Genomic DNA, 18,518 nt, shown 5'->3' with positions numbered 1-18,518 from the left:
CCACCTTCCCCTGTAGGAGCTGCCGAAGGCTGCGATCTTTTGATCTTGTTTTATAAAGATCAAGATCAAAAGATCGCAGCCTTCGGCAGCTCCTACACAGTCACCCTGATTAAACCTTTCGCCAACTGATGTGGTCACTGGAAGAACACCTCCAGAGCGCGCGCAGCCCGCATGGCGAAATCTCCCGACCTGGCAAAAATCTGGTTCAGCGCCCGCGACTGGAAGCCGTTCGCCTTTCAGAAACAGGTGTGGGCGGCGATCAAAAATGGCGAGTCCGGCCTGCTCCATGCCAGCACCGGCGCCGGTAAAACCTACGCAGTGTGGTTTGCCGCGCTCAATCGCTTCGCTCGCTCGCAGCCTGCCGTCGAAATACCGCGCAAACGCAAAGCCCCCGCCGAACCACTGACAGTCCTGTGGATCACCCCCATGCGCGCCCTCGCCGCCGACACCGCGCGCGCCTTGCAGGTACCGGTCGATGATTTGCAGATCCCGTGGAGCATCGGGCTGCGCACCGGCGACACCAGCAGCAGCGAACGCGCCCGGCAGAGCCGACGCCTGCCGACCACACTGATCACCACCCCGGAAAGCCTGACCCTGCTGCTCGCTCGTGCCGATGCGCAGGTGGCGCTGGCGAGTCTGCGCATGATCGTCGTCGATGAATGGCACGAACTGCTGGGCAACAAGCGCGGCGTACAACTGCAACTGGCCCTCGCCCGGCTGCGGCATTGGCAACCTGAGCTGATCGTCTGGGGCGTGTCCGCCACCCTCGGCAACCAATCCCACGCCGAACAAGTGCTGATCCCACAGGGCGGTGGCGTCAGCATTCAAGGACAAAGCGAAAAATCGCTGAAGGTCGACACCCTTCTCCCACCGGCCATCGAGCGTTTTCCCTGGGCCGGGCACATCGGTCTGAAGATGTTGCCGCAAGTGGTCGCCGAACTGGAGGCCTGCGCCAGCACCCTGGTCTTCACCAATACTCGGGCGCAATCGGAAATCTGGTATCAAGCGCTGCTGGAGGCGCGGCCGGACTGGGCCGGATTGATTGCCCTGCATCACAGCTCACTGTCTCGCGACACTCGCGATTGGGTCGAGCAGGCCTTGAAGAACGGGCTGTTGAAAGCCGTGGTCTGCACCTCAAGCCTGGACTTGGGCGTGGATTTCCTGCCGGTCGAGCGCGTGCTGCAAATCGGCTCGGCCAAAGGTGTTGCCCGCCTGATGCAGCGTGCCGGTCGCTCTGGCCACGCACCAGGACGCACGTCGCGGGTGACGCTGGTGCCGACGCACAGCCTTGAACTGATCGAAGCGGCCGCCGCCCGCGATGCCGTCGAACAACGGCGTATCGAACCACGCCTGTCACCGCACAAACCGCTGGATGTGCTGGTGCAGCATTTGGTCAGCATGGCCCTCGGTGGCGGATTTTTACCCGATGAGTTGTACGAAGAAGTCCGTGGCGCCTGGGCTTATCGTGACCTGTCACCCGCCGATTGGGCCTGGGCGCTGGCTTTCGTACGCCATGGCGGGATGTCTCTGACAGCCTATCCGGATTACCGCCGGGTCGAGCCCGACGAGCACGGCGTCTGGCGCGTACCGGATGCACGATTGGCACGACGTCATCGCATGAGCATCGGCACCATCGTCAGCGACGCGAGCATCCATTTGAAATTCTGGAGCAAGGGTGGCGGTGGCAAGCAGCTGGGCAGTGTCGAGGAAGGCTTTATCGCGCGGCTCAAACCCGGTGATGGTTTTCTCTTCGCCGGGCGTTTGCTGGAGTTGGTGCGAGTGGAAAACATGACCGCTTACGTCAAACGCAGCACCGCGAAAAAAGCCGCCGTACCGCGCTGGAATGGTGGGCGGATGCCACTTTCCAACGAATTGGCCGAAGCCGTGGTCAGGCGTTTCAGCGAGGCCGCGCAAGGCGAGTTTGTCGGCCCGGAAATGCGGGCGTTACGACCGTTGCTGGAAACCCAGATGCGCTGGTCGGGTTTGCCCACGACAGAAAACCTGTTGGCCGAAGTATTGAAGTCTCGTGAAGGCTGGCACCTTTTCCTTTATCCGTTTGCCGGGCGCCAAGTGCATCTGGGTCTGGCGAGCCTGTTGGCATGGCGCGTCAGTCAACGGCAGCCCGTGACGTTTTCCATCGCGGTGAACGATTACGGCCTGGAATTGCTCAGCGCTACGCCGATCGACTGGGCCGAGTATTTGAATACCGATCTCTTCAATGCTGATGATTTGTTAGCGGACGTTCTGGCCAGCCTGAATGCCGGCGAACTGGCGCTGCGGCGCTTTCGCGAGATCGCACGGATTGCCGGACTGGTCTTCGCCGGCTACCCCGGCGCACCGAAAAGTACCCGGCAGGTGCAGGCATCCAGCGGACTGTTCTTCGAAGTGTTCAAACAATACGATGCAGATAATCTGTTGCTGGCGCAGGCCGGGGAAGAAGTCCTACGGGAAGAACTGGATATTCGTCGCTTGGAACAGACACTGGAGCGGATCAACCAGATGAAACTGGACGTGCATCAGGTTAAACGTCCTACACCGCTAGGGTTTCCGCTGCTGGTGGAACGCATGCGCGAAAGCATGAGTTCGGAAAAACTCGCTGATCGCATCAGGCGAATGGTCGGTGATCTGGAGAATAGCGCCGACAAGGATAAATCCCGATGAATGCGCCCTACCCGGTGCGCCTGGCCGGCGAAGAACTTTGGCTCTTGCCGGAAAAAGCCCTGTACTGGCCGGCGCAGCAGGCATTGCTGATTGCCGATGTGCATTTCGGCAAAGCGGCGGCGTATCGCAGTCTTGGTCAACCGGTCCCGCATGGCACCACGGCGAGCAATATCGAAGTGATTGATCGGTTGTTGGCGAAGCTGCCCTGCCGGTTGTTGATCTTTCTCGGGGATTTCCTCCACGGACCTGGTTCACATGCGCCGGGCACGCTGGACGCATTGGCGCAATGGCGTGCGCGCCACGTTGATCTACCGATGACGCTGATCCGCGGCAATCACGACAAACGCGCCGGTGATCCGCCTGAATCGTTGAATATCCGGGTGGTGCCGGAACCGCTGCTGCTCGGGCCATTCGCCTTGCAACATGAACCGGACCCGCATCCTGAGAGACACGTGCTGGCCGGTCACGTACACCCGGTCTACCGGCTGCACGGCAAGGGTCGGCAGAGCTTGCGTCTGGCGTGTTTCAGGCTAAGCGAACGCGTCAGCCTGCTGCCGGCCTTTGGCGCTTTTACCGGAGGGTATCCGGTCGAGAAGGATGAAAGCTGCAGAATCTTCGTCATCGGTGATAACGAAATATGGCCAGTCAGTTGAAGTCTTTGCAGACCTCATCTGACTGGCCATTTTCACGGTTTATCAGGCGACAGGCGCCGGTGGCGGCTCGTCCGGAAGGGTCGGTTCGCCCGGCTCGGTCGGTTGTTCGTTAGGGGTATCTGGGTCGGGTTGACCGGGAATTCCGCCGGCCATGTTCAGTGGCGGATGCGCCAACAAGGACCAGGCCAATACGCCAATCTGATTGGGCTCGAGCCTTGCCAGTTCGGCAGTGATTTGCGGATCGATCTTCATAGGGCACTCCTCGGCGAAGGCCCGTTTTGCCGAAAGCAAAAACGGGCAGTACACCCCATAGAGTGTCTGCCCGCCAAAGAATTCCCGCGATCTGTCGGATGGACCGATCAGGTGCGCGGCAGGGTCACGCCACGCTGGCCCTGGTACTTGCCCCCGCGATCCTTGTAAGAGACTTCACATTCCTCGTCGGATTCAAGGAAGAGCATCTGCGCCACGCCTTCGTTGGCGTAGATTTTCGCCGGCAGGTTGGTGGTGTTGGAGAACTCCAGCGTCACGTGGCCTTCCCACTCAGGCTCGAGCGGCGTGACGTTAACGATGATGCCGCAACGCGCGTAGGTGCTTTTACCCAGGCAGATGGTCAACACATTGCGCGGAATGCGGAAGTATTCGACGGTGCTGGCCAGGGCGAAAGAGTTCGGCGGGATGATGCAGACGTCGCTGTGGACGTCGACGAAGCTGCCCGGGTCGAAATTTTTCGGGTCGACGATGGACGAGTTAATGTTGGTGAACACTTTGAAGTGGTTGGTGCAACGTACATCGTAGCCATAGCTCGATACACCGTAGGAGATCACACGGCTGTCGTCGCTGCCGCGCATCTGGCGCTCGACGAACGGTTCGATCATGCCGTGTTCCTGCGCCATGCGGCGAATCCACTTGTCCGATTTGATGCTCATGGCGGGGTGTCCTGAATAGCGAGGTGGAAAAATTCTGTCCGGCATCTTACCGGGCGCGCCGCCGGGTTCAAAGTGCGCGGTGCAATTCTCGCCGAACACCCATGAAATACGGGCTTTGGCGACGAACCGTCACACCGCCGATCCCGAAAACAGAGAAACCTTCGCAAGAAGCATTGGCACTTCTCGGAAACTGGGTTAAGGTGGCGTCACTGTGTTGCTTGTGTCACTGAGAATCTCTACACGATATGTTGAATTTCGATCCAACCATCTACAAGAATTTTTCCTGCTCTTTGCACTCAGTCTCGGCCAGGGTTCTTCCTGAGTCGCAGTTATCTTTGTTCAAGGAGTTACACCATGTCTAATCGCCAAACCGGTACCGTTAAGTGGTTCAACGATGAAAAAGGCTTCGGCTTCATCACTCCACAATCCGGTGACGACCTGTTCGTTCACTTCAAAGCTATCCAATCCGACGGCTTCAAAAGCCTGAAAGAAGGCCAACAGGTTTCTTTCATCGCTACCCGCGGTCAGAAAGGCATGCAAGCTGAAGAAGTACAAGTTATCTAACTTGTAGCTTCTTTAGAAAAGAGCCCCGCCCTTAAAAGCGGGGCTTTTTTGTGGGCGCCTGTTTTTCAGCTCGCAAAAAAAGATCGCAGCCTTCGGCAGCTCCTTGGATGTACATCAATCCTCTGTAGGAGCTGCCGAAGGCTGCGATCTTTTGCTTGTGCCTTACCAGGCTACGCCAAACCCTGCGGTGTAGCGGGTCTTGTTCAAGTCTGCATCGTTGGTGCCGCTGATGATGTCGCGCTCGGCCTTGAGGTTGAGCGAGGCCCAGTCGGTGACCTTGTAGCGCAGCCCCAATTCAGCATCCAGCGCGTAATCGGCAACACCGGACAGCGGCTTGCCCACTTCACCGTTGGTGAAGAACTCGACCTTCTTGCCGATCAGGTAGCGGTTGTAATCCCACTTCATGGCGACAGAATAGAAGTTGTCCTTGCTGCCATCGCGATACTCGTAATCGGTACGGTTGAGCAGCGAACCCAGCGAGAAAGCCCCCAACTCGTCATCCCAGAACTGATAGCCGGGACCGGTACCGACCACGCGCTGACGAGCCAGCTCTTCGATGTGATCGCGCTTGTAGTTCAGACGACCCTGCCAGAACCATTGATCGGTGAGGAAGCGGTCCAGTGCATATTCGGCGCGCCAATTGTCGGTAGTGGTCTCGTCGTCCTGCACTTCGCGGTTGTACTCGCCTTCGGCAGTATGGCGCCAGCGACCATGACGCGCGGTGGTCTTGAAGCCGACATCGTAGTCATCGGTGTCTTTCTCGGCGCGCTGATAGTCCAGCGCCAGGTCGACATTGCCCTTCCACACCAGATCCTCGACCACCGGTTTTGGCCTGAGAATCTGCTGAATGCTCGCCAGTTCCACAGTTTTCGGCGCCTCACCGTTGGCCAGGGTGACTTTGCCATCTTCGGCGGCCGTCAGCGACTTGGACACTTCACCGGTGTAGGCGTCCTGCTTGACCAGCAAGTGCTGATCGCTGTCCAGGGTTTTGACCTCTTTCCAGTCAATCGTAACCGCACCGGCGTACTTGGTCTGGATCAACAGCTTGCCACCGTCGAACACGGTGATAGTGCCGCTCAACTTGTCACCGTTCTTCAACCAGACGGTGTCGGCAAGCAGGGGCGTGGACGCACTGAAAACAGCAAGGCACAACAAGGATCTGGACAACATAAGCGAATCTAAGGCTCAAGTTTGCGAAAAAGGTCGGCATTATCCGTAGGAATAAGACCCTGACAAGGACTGACCGGACTATTTCTGATGAGTTCATTTCTCAACTGGCTGATCACCGATTACTCTGAAAGCCATCAAACTGTTCATGCTCAGGAACCGCGTACGTGAAAGACCCGCTCGACAGCGTAGAAAACGATGCGCAAATCCGACGCACGGCGCTCTACTCGACGCTCGCCCAAGTGCCAGAAGGCAAAGTCGTCAGTTATGGCCAGCTAGCTGAACTGGCCGGGTTGGGGCGCGCCGCGCGCTGGGTCGGCCGCACCCTGAGTCAGTTGCCAGGCGATACCAAACTGCCCTGGCACCGCGTGCTGGGCGCCGGCGGTCGGATCAGCTTGCCGGTGGGCAGCCCGTCGGGCGATGAACAACGGGCCCGATTGCGCATGGAAGGCATCACCGTCCAGAACAATCGTGTGGATATTCAGCGCCATGGCTGGCGTCCGGTAGAGCACAGCGGTTAGAGTGCGCGCTTTGTTTTCGCAATCTTGAGGCAGACTTCAGCCCATGCCCCGTAAAACCTGGCGCGCCGCGCTAGCCGCTTATGCCAGTCCTTCGACGCTCGTGCTGTTGTTGCTCGGTTTCGCCGCCGGCCTGCCGTACATGCTGGTGTTCTCTACGCTTTCCGTCTGGCTGCGTGAAGCCGGTGTCGCCCGTGAAACCATCGGCTATGCCAGCCTGATCGGTCTGGCCTATGCGTTCAAATGGGTCTGGTCACCTTTGCTCGACCAATGGCGCCTGCCGTTGCTGGGCAAGCTTGGCCGTCGCCGTTCGTGGCTGGTGCTTTCGCAGGCGCTGGTGATCCTCGGCCTGATCGGCATGGGTTTCTGCGATCCGCAGAAGCATCTGTCCTGGCTGATCGCCATTGCAGTCGTCGTCGCTTTCGCCTCCGCCACTCAAGATATCGCGGTGGATGCCTATCGCCTGGAAATCGCCGAAGACAATCGCCAGGCCGCCCTCGCCGCCAGTTACATGTCGGGTTATCGCGTGGCTGCACTGCTGGCGACTGCCGGCGCGTTGTTCTTCGCCGAAGGCTTTGGCTCCACGGGCTTCAACTATCAGCACTCTGCCTGGGCCGGCACTTACGCGCTGTTCGGCGCGCTGATGATTCCCGCGCTGCTGACCACGCTGTTCATGCGCGAGCCACCGGTACCGCTGCGCACACAGTTGCAGGCCGGGCGCTACACCTTCATGCATCAACTGATGTCGGTGTTTGTGCTGATCGTCTTGCTGGTCTCGGTACCGGCGATGTTCACCCAGCTCTACAACACTGATTTCGCCAGCGTGCTGTTCGGTGACATGAGTCCGCTTGACCTGCTGCTGGAAGACCGCGCCTTCCTGCGCGCGATTCTCTATACGCTGCTCACCGGCCTGTGTCTGTCGACCATGGGCCGTCGCGGCCTCGCACCGGTGCTGACACCGGTCAATGACTTCATTCTGCGTTATCGCTGGCAGGCGCTGCTGCTGCTCGGCCTGATCGCCACCTATCGGATGTCGGACACGGTGATGGGCGTCATGGCCAACGTGTTCTACATCGACCAAGGCTTTACCAAGGATCAGATTGCCAGCGTCAGCAAGATTTTCGGCCTGATCATGACACTGGTCGGCGCCGGCATGGGCGGCCTGCTGATCGTGCGTTTTGGCATTCTGCCGATTTTGTTTATTGGCGGCATCGCTTCCGCAGCCACCAACCTGCTTTTCGTCATGCTCGCCGACATGGGCCCGAACCTGCAGATGCTGGTGGTGACCATTTCCCTCGACAACTTCAGCTCGGGCCTGGCGACGTCGGCGTTCGTAGCCTATCTGTCGAGCCTGACCAATCTGAAATTCTCGGCCACGCAATACGCACTGCTCAGCTCGATCATGTTGCTGTTGCCGCGCCTGATGGGCGGCTATTCCGGGGTCCTGGTCGAGAAGTTCGGTTACCACAGCTTCTTCCTGATCACCGCCCTGCTCGGCGTGCCGACGTTGATTCTGATCGCCCTGCACTGGTTTCAGGAAAGCCGCCGCGAAGGCCCGACGCCAACGCCCGAGCCTGTGCCGACGCCGGTCACAGAAGAATCGTAAGACGTTTCGGCAACGGCGGGAGGAATCCCGCCGTCGTGCCTCCCCACTGACCTCACGCCTGTACGTCGGCAAAACTCGCCGGTACACTGCGGAGTCATTTCCAGTCATAGCAACCGACAACGGCCAACCATGCGCACCAGTCAATTTTTGCTCGCCACACAGAAAGAAACACCTTCCGATGCGGTCGTGATCAGCCACCAGCTGATGTTGCGCGCCGGCATGATCCGCAAGCTCGCCTCCGGCCTGTACACCTGGCTGCCCATGGGTCTGCGGGTTATGCGCAAGGTTGAAGCCATCGTTCGCGAAGAGATGAACGCCGCCGGCTCTCTGGAAGTGTTGATGCCGAGCACCCAACCGGCCGAGCTGTGGCAGGAATCGGGGCGCTGGGAAGAATACGGCCCTGAGCTGCTGCGCATCAAAGACCGCCACGGTCGCGACTTCTGCGCGGGCCCGACCCACGAAGAAGTGATCACCGATCTGATGCGCAACGAGTTGAGCAGCTACAAACAGCTGCCGATCAACCTGTATCAGATCCAGACCAAGTTCCGTGACGAAATCCGCCCACGCTTCGGTTTGATGCGCGGCCGCGAATTCATCATGAAGGACGCGTACTCGTTCCACGCTGATCAAGCCTCGCTGCAGGTCACCTACGACCGCATGCACCAGGCCTACTGCAACGTGTTCACCCGCCTGGGCCTGAAATTCCGTCCGGTTGAAGCCGACAACGGTTCGATCGGTGGCGCTGGCTCGCACGAATTCCACGTGCTGGCCGAGTCCGGCGAAGACGATATCGTCTTCAGCAACGGTTCCGACTACGCAGCGAATATCGAAAAAGCCGAAGCCGTGCCACGCGAAACTTCGCGCGCCGCTGCGACCGAAGAGCTGCGTCTGGTCGACACCCCAGACACCAAAACCATCGCGGCGCTGGTGGAGAAATTCAATCTGCCGATTGAGAAGACCATCAAGACCCTGATCGTGCGTGCCGAAGAAGAAGGCAAGCTGATCGCACTGGTCATCCGTGGCGACCACGAACTCAACGAAATCAAGGCTGCCCAGCAACCTGGCGTCGCCAGCCCGCTGGTCATGGCCACCGATGCCGAACTGCGTGACGCCATCGGCGCCGGCGCCGGTTCCCTGGGCCCGCTGAACCTGCCGCTGCCAATCATCATCGACCGCTCGGTCGAGCTGATGAGCGACTTCGGTATCGGCGCGAACATCGACGACAAGCACTACTTCGGCGTGAACTGGGAGCGTGATCTGCCAGTTCCGACCGTGGCTGACCTGCGCAACGTGGTTGCCGGCGATCCAAGCCCGGACGGCAAAGGCACGCTGGAAATCAAACGCGGTATCGAAGTCGGCCACATCTTCCAGCTGGGAAACAAGTACAGCAAGGCGATGAAGTGCGAAGTGCTGGGCGAGAACGGCAAGCCAGTGACCCTGGAAATGGGTTGCTACGGCATCGGCGTTTCCCGCGTGGTGGCAGCTGCCATCGAACAGAACAACGACGAAAACGGCATCATCTGGAGTGACACCCTGGCGCCGTTCCAGATTGCTCTGGTACCGCTGCGCTATGAAACCGAGCAGGTGCGCGAAGCCACCGACAAGCTGTACGCCGAACTGACGGCGGCCGGCTTCGAAGTGCTGCTGGATGATCGCGACAAGAAAACCAGCCCGGGCATCAAATTCGCGGACATGGAGCTGATCGGCATTCCTCACCGGATCGTGGTCAGCGACCGAGGCCTCGCCGAAGGCAACCTGGAATACAAGAGCCGTACCGAAGGCGAAGCGCAAGCATTGCCGGTGGCCGACGTATTGTCCTTCCTGCAGGCCCGTATCCGCCGCTGAAACCAGATAGAGACGTCATGTTCAAGCGAAACACCTTAGGCCTCGGTGGCACCGCCCTGTGCGGTGCCCTGCTGGTCAGCGGCTGTGCCAATCACATGTCACAACGCAGCGAGCACGAAGAGCGGGTCGAGCGAAAGTTGCTCGACCATAGCTTGCAGATTGATGTCGGCGAGCCTAAGGAGCTTGAGCTGCCGCAGCGACGCGTGAAGATCAACGAACAGAAGACTTTTGAAGTCACCGAGTTCGAAGTGACACGTCGCTACGATCGCTACACGCCTTACCAGCCTTGGCGGGAGGTCTACGAGATTCCGCTGGGTGCGGTGGCCGTAGTCGGTGGCGTCGGCGCCAACGTGGTCAATGTGTTCGCCCTCGGCAACCTGCCGGACAGCATCACCAAGGACTGGCTGAGCTACGGTTTTGCCGGGCTCAACCCGTTCATGAACGTACAGTCCAACGGTCGTGCACAACAGAACCTCGCCGGCATCGATGAAGTCCAGCGCGACAAGCGTACGGAGTATTCGAGCCTGCCGTGGAGCGAGCGGCCAGTGCAGGTCAAGGCTGGCAAGCAGACCTTTGACATGACCACCGATCGTAATGGTGTGCTGCGTCTGAACCTGCTCGACAGCCCGTTTGCCGAAAATGACCTCAACCATGTCGGCAAATTGCAGATCAGTGTCGAAGACGCCAAGGATGACGTGCACTCTGATTCGTCGCTGATGATCAGCAGTCATCTGCGCGGCAAGTTACTGGAAGCGCACGGGCTGATTTACGACGACCTGGAAGACGACGAAGTGAGCCAGTGGGTGCACCGGGTCAAACGCCTGTCGGAACTGGGCCTGGAAGAAGAAGCCAGCGAGCTGGAACAAAGCCTGATCGAACTGACGCGCAACGATCCTGAGTTACAGACTGAGTTTCTCAAGTCGCTGACCAAGGATGCCGGGCGTCTGGTGGCGGATCCCGGGCCGAATTAAGGCCTATTAAAAGATCGCAGCCTTCGGCAGCTCCTACATTGGAACGCGTTTTCCTGTAGGAGCTGCCGAAGGCTCGGGCCGCGTTCGGACGATCTTTTGACTTTAACGTTCGAACAACTCCATCTGCTCAAACCCGCCGCGCAAATCCTCCAGCCGCACCCCAACCCCCAACAACCGCACCGGTTTCCCGCCGCGATTGAACGCCTGCGTCAGCATCAACTGATAACTGCCAAGATCCCGCCCTGCCCCGGCCTGCTCGAGCGTCGTCTGGGTAAAGTCATGAAACTTCACTTTGACGAACGGCTTGCCCGGCCGATAACTGCTGTCGATCCGCGCCATACGGTTTTTCAGGGTTTCCAGCAGCTCTGGCAGTTTGTCGAGGCAACTGCGCAGATCCGGCAGATCAACGTCGTAGGTGTTTTCCACGCTGATTGACTGACGCCGACTGTCGTTGTGCACCAACCGGTCATCGATCCCACGGGCGAGACTCCACAGTCGCTCGCCAAAACTGCCAAATTCGCGCACCAGCGCCAATTTGTCCCACTCGCGCAACTGCGAGCAGTCAACGATGCCGAGCTTGCCCAGCTTATCGGCCGTGACCTTGCCGACGCCGTGCAACTTGCTCACCGGCAAACCGCTGACGAAATCCTCCACCTGATCCGGGGTAATAACGAACAGCCCGTTGGGCTTTTTCCAGTCGCTGGCGATTTTCGCCAGAAACTTGTTCGGCGCCACACCCGCAGACACGGTGATGTGCAATTGATTGGAGACGCGCCGACGGATGTCCTGAGCGATGCGCGTGGCACTGCCGCCAAAATGCGCGCTATCGGATACGTCGAGATAAGCCTCATCCAGCGACAACGGCTCGATCAGGTCGGTGTAATCGGCAAAAATCGTATGAATCTCTCTCGAAGCCTCGCGATACGCCTCCATACGCGGCTTGACGATGGTCAGGTCCGGGCACAGTTTCAAGGCATGCCCCGACGCCATCGCCGAACGCACGCCATAGGCCCGCGCTTCATAGTTGCAGGTGGCAATCACCCCGCGTCGGTCCGCCGAACCACCCACCGCCAACGGCTTGCCGGCCAGGCGCGGGTCATCGCGCATCTCTATGGCGGCGTAAAAGCAATCGCAGTCAATGTGGATGATTTTTCGCTGAGTCATGTCAGAAAAGGAAACGTGGCGAACCGGATCGGCAGTATCTCACTGACACCTGTATATAGCACCAGTGGTATGAATGTTCTTTCCAGGCGGTAGGAAATGTCCGTTGAATTTATTTTATCAATCGACGAGAGGCCTCCAATAGAGCTGAAAGCCTTGCTCCACCTGCCCTGCAGCGCGAAAAACACCCGAGAAAAAGCGCTAACCGATTGAACCTCAACAGATTTTATCCAGATTGCGGGTTGACACCCCGGCGTTCCTCTGTAGAATGCCGACACACAGACGCGGGATGGAGCAGTCTGGTAGCTCGTCGGGCTCATAACCCGAAGGTCGTCGGTTCAAATCCGGCTCCCGCAACCAAACATCAAAAAAGGCTACTCGAAAGAGTGGCCTTTTTTGTGCGCGTCTGTTTTGTCGATTTCCTCCTCTTATAGAGAAGCAATCGCCAAACAGGAATTCTTTGCATTTCCGAAGCTTAACGCGCTACCTGCGACCGTTTGACGCTATTTCACACTTATTTGACCCTTTCCGGGATTAGCGGTTGACACCCCGTCGTTCGTCTGTAGAATGCCGCCACACAGACGCGGGATGGAGCAGTCTGGTAGCTCGTCGGGCTCATAACCCGAAGGTCGTCGGTTCAAATCCGGCTCCCGCAACCAAACATCAAAAAAGGCTACTCGAAAGAGTGGCCTTTTTTGTATCTGTTGAAAAAGTCCTTTCGCAACAATGATCTGTCACTGTGCAGTGAACGCTTGGGATCTTCAGAAGTACTCACTTGCGACTATGCTTGAGTCGCAGGCAAGACGTCTGCAATCCAGGAACTGCCCTCGCCGATACCCGGTGAGAGGCGTAGTATTTTGTGATTATTTTTTTCTACAGGGATTGGTAACTTGGCTGGATACCTCCATCCTGTCGCGCACAATCCAAGAGGTGATTGATGCGCGCCAACTCGTCTGATCCACAAGACACCGTCACAGCGGAACATCCGATCAAACCCGAGCGTTTGCGCTTGCTGGATCGGTTGAGCAAATACCGACAACCGATTGGTCTGGCGGTGACTTTGCTGTTGTTCGCCATTGCGCTGATTGCCTGTCGTCATCTGCTCGCCGAACTCGATCTCGATGCACTGCACGACTCGATTCTCGACGTGCCGAAACCCGCCCTGCTCGGTGCGTTCGGCGCGACCGTGGTCGGCTTCATTATTCTCTTGGGCTACGAATGGTCGGCCAGCCGCTATGCCGGCGTGACCCTGCCACCGCGCACATTGGCGCTGGGCGGATTCACCGCGTTTGCGATTGGCAATGCGATCGGTCTGTCGTTGCTGTCCGGTGGCTCGGTTCGCTACCGCTTATATGCACGACTGGGTCTGGGGGCGTCGGAAGTCGCGCACATGACCTTGTTCGCCAGTCTGTCGCTGGGCTGCGCCTTGCCGCCGCTGGCGGCACTGGCAACGCTGAGCGACCTGCCTGCTGCCTCGCAGGCGCTGGGATTATCCGAAGGTCTGCTCGGCACAGTTGCCGCTGTAGTGCTGGCGCTGGGCGCAGTACTGGCTATTGGCATCTACCGTCGGCGCCTGCCGGAACAACCGTTGCGCGACAACCTGCTGGTCAGGGTTGGTCGCCGCACGCTGCGTTTGCCTGGGCGACGCCTGACGTTCCTGCAACTGATCATTACCGCCCTCGACGTTGCGGCTGCCGCCACCGTTCTCTATCTATTGCTGCCGGAAGCGCCACCGTTTGGTGCGTTCCTGCTGGTGTACCTGTTGGCATTGGCGGCTGGCGTGCTCAGCCATGTACCCGGTGGCGTCGGTGTGTTCGAAGCGATTCTGCTGGCCGCCTTCGCCGACAAACTCGGTGCCGCACCACTGGCCGCGGCGCTGCTGCTGTATCGCCTGATCTACGTAGTGCTGCCACTGCTGGTCGCCTGCGTATTCCTGCTGATCAACGAAGGTCAGCGCCTGTTTCAAACCCAGACCATGCGCGCAGCGTCTGGTCTGGCCGCGCCGATTCTGGCGGTGCTGGTGTTCCTGTCCGGTGTGGTGCTGCTGTTTTCCGGCGCTACTCCCGAGATCGACACGCGTCTGGAGCACATCGGCTTTCTGATCCCGCATCGTCTGGTCGACGCTTCGCACTTCGGCGCCAGCCTGATCGGCGTGCTCTGCCTGATGCTCGCTCAAGGCCTGCGTCGTCGCCTGTCGGCGGCGTGGATGCTGACCACCATTCTGCTGCTGGTCGGCGCCCTGCTCTCGCTGCTTAAAGGCTTCGACTGGGAAGAAGCGACGCTGATGACCCTGACGGCTGCGCTGCTCGGCGTGTTCCGCCGTTCGTTCTATCGCCCGAGTCGTCTGACCGAACTGCCCTTCTCGCCTTTGTATCTGGTGGCCAGCCTGTGCGTCCTCGGTGCATCGACGTGGCTGCTACTGTTCGCCTATCAAGACGTGCCCTACAGCCACCAACTGTGGTGGCAGTTCACCCTTGATGCTGACGCACCGCGTGGCCTGCGTTCGCTGCTCGGCGCTGCTGTGCTGTTGCTGGTGATCGCGCTGACCTGGCTGCTGCGCACCGCACGCCCGGTCATTCATTTGCCGACGCCCGACGAACTCGATCGCGCGGCAAAGATCCTGATGGCCTCGTCACAACCCGACGGTGGCCTCGCGCTGACCGGTGACAAGGCGTTGCTGTTTCACCAGAACGACGAAGCGTTCCTGATGTACGCACGCCGTGGCCGCAGCCTCGTGGCGCTGTATGACCCGATCGGCCCCGGCCAGCAACGCGCCGAGATGATCTGGCAGTTCCGCGACCTCTGCGATATTCACCATGCCCGCCCAGTGTTCTATCAGGTGCGCGCGGAGAACCTGCCGTACTACATGGACATCGGCCTGACCGCGATCAAATTGGGCGAAGAAGCCCGGGTCGATCTGCATCGCTTTGACCTGGAAGCCAAGGGTAAAGAGATGAAGGATCTGCGTTACACCTGGAACCGTGGCACCCGCGATGGCTTGTCGCTGGAAATCCACGAGCCCGGTCAGGCGCCGATGGATGAGCTGAAAGTTATTTCCGATGCGTGGCTGACCGGCAAGAACGTGCGCGAGAAAGGTTTCTCCCTCGGCCGTTTCAGCGACGATTACCTGAAGCATTTCCGCATCGCGGTGATTCGCTTCGAAGGTCGCCCGGTGGCGTTCGCCAACCTGCTCGAAACTTATAGCCATGACCTGGCCAGTATCGACCTGATGCGCGCGCACCCGGATGCGCCGAAGCTGACCATGGAATTCATGATGGTCGGCCTGATTCAACACTATAAGAGTCACGGATACGCGCGCTTCAGCCTGGGCATGGTGCCGTTGTCGGGGTTGCAACCTCGGCGTGGTGCACCGCTGACCCAGCGTCTGGGCTCGATGGTTTTCCGCCGTGGTGAGCAGCTGTACAACTTCCAAGGCTTGCGCCGCTTCAAAGACAAGTTCCAGCCTGACTGGGAACCCCGTTATATGGCCGTGCCCGCCGGACTCGATCCGTTGGTGGCGCTGGCCGACACTGCTGCCCTGATCGCGGGCGGCTTGACTGGATTGGTGAAACGCTGATGATTCAACGCTCCCTGAAGTACATCCTGGCCGCACTGATCGTGCTGGCCGTGATTGCCGGCGGCGGTTTCTGGTACCTCAAACGTCCGGCACCGGAACCGACCGTAGAACAGCTGACCCCGGCCGATGGCGCCGCCATGACCCGCGTCATCCCGGGCACCAAGCCCAAGGCGCAGGTGCTGGTCGCGGTCAACGACGACCAGAAACTCAGTGAAAAACAACTGACCACCCTGAGCCGCAGCGCCTCGGCGCAGATCGTTCAAGTGATTCTGCCCAAGGACTGCCTGCTGCAAAGCCGCGCCCTGCAATCGGGCCTGCGTGAACTGAATGGCCCGGCCACTTTGGTCAGCGGTATCGGCCCGGGTGCTGTGCTCGCATGGCGCTGGTTGGCGGAACAGAAAGACGACAAGGCCCAAGCCATCTCCGTCGACCTCGCTCTGGAAAAAGGTGGCTGCACGCACCTGCTGCCGAAATCCGCCGCCCACGGCCACTGGCTGGCAGCGTGGAACGACAACCCGGACGACGCCAGCGCAGGTTTCGTGCGCGATCAACCGAACGCCGAAACCAGCATCAGCGACTACGACATCAACCTGCCGCAAGTGCTGAACAACGAGCTGCGCAAGATCCTCGTCGGCGGCGACAAGGCCAACGGCGGTCTGGCGATCCCGGTGGTTGAAGTGCCGGCCGGTCAAGCCAAAGACACCGTGACCCTGTTCCTCTCCGGTGACGGCGGCTGGCGCGACCTTGACCGCAACGTGGCCGGTGAAATGGCCAAGATCGGTTATCCGGTCGTCGGCATCGACACCCTGCGCTACTACTGGCAGCACAAGAGCCCGGAGCAAAGCGCGCTGGACCTGACCGAGCTGATGCAACACTACCGGCAGAAATGGGGCACCAAACGCTTCATCCTCACCGGCTACTCGTTCGGTGCTGACGTATTGCCAGCGATCTACAACCGCTTGCCAGAAACCGAGCAGCAACGCGTCGACGCCATCATCCTGCTGGCCTTCGCCCGCACCGGCAGCTTCGAAATCGAAGTCGAAGGCTGGCTGGGTAACGCCGGCAAAGAAGCCGCCACCGGCCCGGAGATGGCCAAGCTGCCAGCGGCCAAGGTTGTGTGCATCTACGGTGAAGAAGAGACCGATGAAAGTGGCTGCACGGACAAGACTGCAGTCGGCGAAGCAGTGAAACTGCCTGGCGGCCACCACTTCGACGAGAACTACCCAGCGCTGGCCAAGCGTTTGGTGGACTTGATCGAGAAGCGCCAGAGCAAGGACTCGGTCGCCGAAGAGTGATCTGAGCCCCCACAAAAAGCCCTCGCAACTTCACGGTTGCGGGGGCTTTTTACATTTCAGCAGCCACCAGAATCCCCTGTGGGAGCGAGCCTGCTCGCGAAAGCGGTGGGTCAGTTTACAGATTCGCCGACTGACACTACGCCTTCGCGAGCAGGCTCACTCCTACAAGGGATGGCGCTGGATTCAGACAACGCGTCAGTCTCGCCGGCCAAGCTGAACATCTATCCACGTGACATCATCGTCGCCAACGCTAATGTCGCTATCCGGCGCCGCCAACAAACTGCTTTGCTGCACTTGGGTCAAGTCCGCCCAAAAGCCATCCGTGACAAATACCAAGCGCTCAACAGCGTCCAGTGCACAACAAACAAAGTCAGGGTTCGGGCCCCGATTGATCTTCAAGCATCGCGTTACTGAATGTCGAGCTGGATCTTGCGCCAACTCACAGTGCGAACGGTCGCGCCGCCAATTGGCCTTGCAGTGAGGTGGCGTAATCCACTCGATGGCACCCGCCAGCGTCACAATCCCGCATGAACAGTCTCCCTCGTATGCAATGGTGAGTCGGCCATGAGCGACCAAGCCAATCAGGTAACAGATGGCTCCCGTCTGATCAGCAGGCAACGACGCATGAAAATCCGACAGTATTGAAACCAATAGGCGCTCAACAGCTGCGGGTTCTGCAGGATAGCTCCCCTGCTCCATCTGTGTGGAATGAGCCGCCAACATGCCGCTTACGAAGCTTTCAGCCAACTGTCCACTGCCGCGCCTCGAAGTGCCATCCGCGACAACAAAAAACCCACTGCCACCCTCACAGGTCGCTCCGGCATAGTCATTATTTCCTCTGCTGGCTTGCCCAGTGATTGATCGGGAGTGGTATCTCATGCGTTGACCAGCGCTTTCATACGCCTGTGAATAATCTGCCCTCTGCCTGGATTCGCCTGCACCGAGCCTGAACTTTCGATCACGTAGCCAACCCCATCGAGCGCCATCAGCTTCTGGACTCCCTCTGTGATGAACGCCTTGAGGTCCTTGTCAGCTTGGCCCACCTCCTCCAACAGCTCAGGCCGACCATCGATCAAGATGATCATGTCCTCGACATCCTTGTGATAAGGATCGCCATTTCCCCGACCGGCGAAAGCTTCCAGTTTCGTCGCGAGAAAATAAGTGGGCTGGAATATCTGGATGACAGTGCCGCTGGGCAGGGTGAATTTATCCGCCCTCGCCAGCCCCTCGACGAACCAGCGGTTGGCATAGCCGAGCACTGCAGGGTCGGAAGGCATGACATCCACGACAACGTCATTGAAGCGAAAACGACAATTGACCTCGTCCTCACCCGTGATCTTGAATCCCTTGGCCGCCAGCCGTTCGGTGAGATGGTTCCAGGCGCTGATACCGGCCAGCTCGATCACTAGATCAACGTCATCAGTGAAACGAATGTCGTCCAGCACTGCTGTATCTGTAACCAGCATGGCGGTTGTGCAACCGCCAACAAAAGCAACTTCGGCGAGAAACGCCTCCCCCAAGCCTTCAGCCACGAACTCAATGAGTTCGTAGTTGTGATCCGCGTTTGACGACAT

14 protein-coding genes and 2 tRNA genes are annotated in these 18,518 nt (G+C 59.1%); 11 read left to right on the top strand and 5 right to left on the bottom strand.

What is annotated here, in order from left to right; all coding sequences use genetic code 11:
- Window positions 1-171 precede the first annotated feature (171 nt).
- Both PspR84_RS06610 and pdeM read left to right on the top strand, forming a co-directional pair.
- On the top strand, window positions 172-2,661 hold the full coding sequence (locus tag PspR84_RS06610; RefSeq protein WP_160056349.1) for a ligase-associated DNA damage response DEXH box helicase: 2,490 nt from the start codon (window positions 172-174) through the stop codon (window positions 2,659-2,661).
- Window positions 2,658-3,314 (top strand): ligase-associated DNA damage response endonuclease PdeM, encoded by a 657-nt coding sequence (gene pdeM, locus PspR84_RS06605; RefSeq protein ID WP_160056347.1) that lies wholly within the window; start codon window positions 2,658-2,660, stop codon window positions 3,312-3,314. The genes PspR84_RS06610 and pdeM overlap by 4 nt, the downstream gene beginning before the upstream one ends.
- Window positions 3,315-3,356: 42 nt before the next feature.
- On the opposite strand, the gene PspR84_RS06600 is transcribed toward pdeM, so the two are convergent.
- Window positions 3,357-3,566: a hypothetical protein gene (locus tag PspR84_RS06600; protein ID WP_016986417.1), complete on the bottom strand. Its 210-nt coding sequence runs from the start codon at window positions 3,564-3,566 to the stop codon at window positions 3,357-3,359.
- Window positions 3,567-3,673: 107 nt separating this feature from the next.
- The gene (dcd, locus tag PspR84_RS06595; RefSeq protein WP_007918616.1) at window positions 3,674-4,240 is read right to left on the bottom strand and encodes a dCTP deaminase; all 567 of its coding nucleotides are present in this window, start codon (window positions 4,238-4,240) and stop codon (window positions 3,674-3,676) included.
- Window positions 4,241-4,594: 354 nt separating this feature from the next.
- On the opposite strand from dcd, the gene PspR84_RS06590 reads away from it, so the two are divergent.
- Entirely contained in the window at window positions 4,595-4,804 is a 210-nt protein-coding gene (locus PspR84_RS06590; protein WP_002554837.1) for a cold-shock protein, read from the top strand.
- Between the two features lie 162 nt (window positions 4,805-4,966).
- Here PspR84_RS06590 and PspR84_RS06585 read toward each other — a convergent pair whose 3' ends face one another.
- Window positions 4,967-5,974, bottom strand: a complete 1,008-nt coding sequence (locus tag PspR84_RS06585) for a DUF481 domain-containing protein (RefSeq protein ID WP_160056345.1) — start codon at window positions 5,972-5,974, stop codon at window positions 4,967-4,969.
- A 164-nt stretch (window positions 5,975-6,138) separates the two neighbouring features.
- Here PspR84_RS06585 and PspR84_RS06580 point away from each other — a divergent pair, with 164 nt between their 5' ends.
- The 4 genes from PspR84_RS06580 to PspR84_RS06565 all read left to right on the top strand — a co-directional run bounded on the left by PspR84_RS06580 (window position 6,139) and on the right by PspR84_RS06565 (window position 10,911).
- Window positions 6,139-6,492, top strand: coding sequence for an MGMT family protein (locus PspR84_RS06580; RefSeq protein WP_160056343.1), 354 nt, complete (start codon window positions 6,139-6,141; stop codon window positions 6,490-6,492).
- Window positions 6,493-6,535: 43 nt separating this feature from the next.
- Window positions 6,536-8,095, top strand: coding sequence for an AmpG family muropeptide MFS transporter (locus PspR84_RS06575; protein WP_160056341.1), 1,560 nt, complete (start codon window positions 6,536-6,538; stop codon window positions 8,093-8,095).
- Window positions 8,096-8,224: 129 nt separating this feature from the next.
- A complete protein-coding gene (locus PspR84_RS06570; protein WP_160056339.1) occupies window positions 8,225-9,940 on the top strand; it encodes a proline--tRNA ligase in 1,716 nt (571 codons plus the stop codon).
- A gap of 17 nt (window positions 9,941-9,957) precedes the next feature.
- On the top strand, window positions 9,958-10,911 hold the full coding sequence (locus tag PspR84_RS06565) for a hypothetical protein (RefSeq protein WP_137217559.1): 954 nt from the start codon (window positions 9,958-9,960) through the stop codon (window positions 10,909-10,911).
- Window positions 10,912-11,013: 102 nt separating this feature from the next.
- Here PspR84_RS06565 and dinB read toward each other — a convergent pair whose 3' ends face one another.
- Complete coding sequence (gene dinB, locus PspR84_RS06560) at window positions 11,014-12,075, bottom strand: DNA polymerase IV (protein ID WP_160056337.1); 1,062 nt, start codon at window positions 12,073-12,075, stop codon at window positions 11,014-11,016.
- A 280-nt stretch (window positions 12,076-12,355) separates the two neighbouring features.
- Between dinB and PspR84_RS06555 the strand changes: the two genes are divergently transcribed.
- From PspR84_RS06555 to PspR84_RS06540, 4 genes are all read left to right on the top strand, one after another.
- A tRNA-Met gene (locus tag PspR84_RS06555) sits at window positions 12,356-12,432 on the top strand.
- A gap of 222 nt (window positions 12,433-12,654) precedes the next feature.
- Window positions 12,655-12,731: transfer RNA gene (locus PspR84_RS06550), tRNA-Met, on the top strand.
- 278 nt (window positions 12,732-13,009) lie between these two features.
- Window positions 13,010-15,649: a bifunctional lysylphosphatidylglycerol flippase/synthetase MprF gene (gene mprF / locus PspR84_RS06545; protein WP_160056335.1), complete on the top strand. Its 2,640-nt coding sequence runs from the start codon at window positions 13,010-13,012 to the stop codon at window positions 15,647-15,649.
- A complete protein-coding gene (locus PspR84_RS06540) occupies window positions 15,649-16,944 on the top strand; it encodes an AcvB/VirJ family lysyl-phosphatidylglycerol hydrolase (RefSeq protein WP_160056333.1) in 1,296 nt (431 codons plus the stop codon). Before mprF ends, PspR84_RS06540 begins: the two co-directional genes overlap by 1 nt.
- Before the next feature lie 875 nt (window positions 16,945-17,819).
- On the opposite strand, the gene PspR84_RS06535 is transcribed toward PspR84_RS06540, so the two are convergent.
- On the bottom strand, window positions 17,820-18,518 hold the full coding sequence (locus PspR84_RS06535; protein WP_160056331.1) for a hypothetical protein: 699 nt from the start codon (window positions 18,516-18,518) through the stop codon (window positions 17,820-17,822).

This window comes from Pseudomonas sp. R84 (assembly GCF_009834515.1).
Lineage (GTDB): Bacteria > Pseudomonadota > Gammaproteobacteria > Pseudomonadales > Pseudomonadaceae > Aquipseudomonas.
This window is presented reverse-complemented; position numbering and strand designations above follow the sequence as displayed.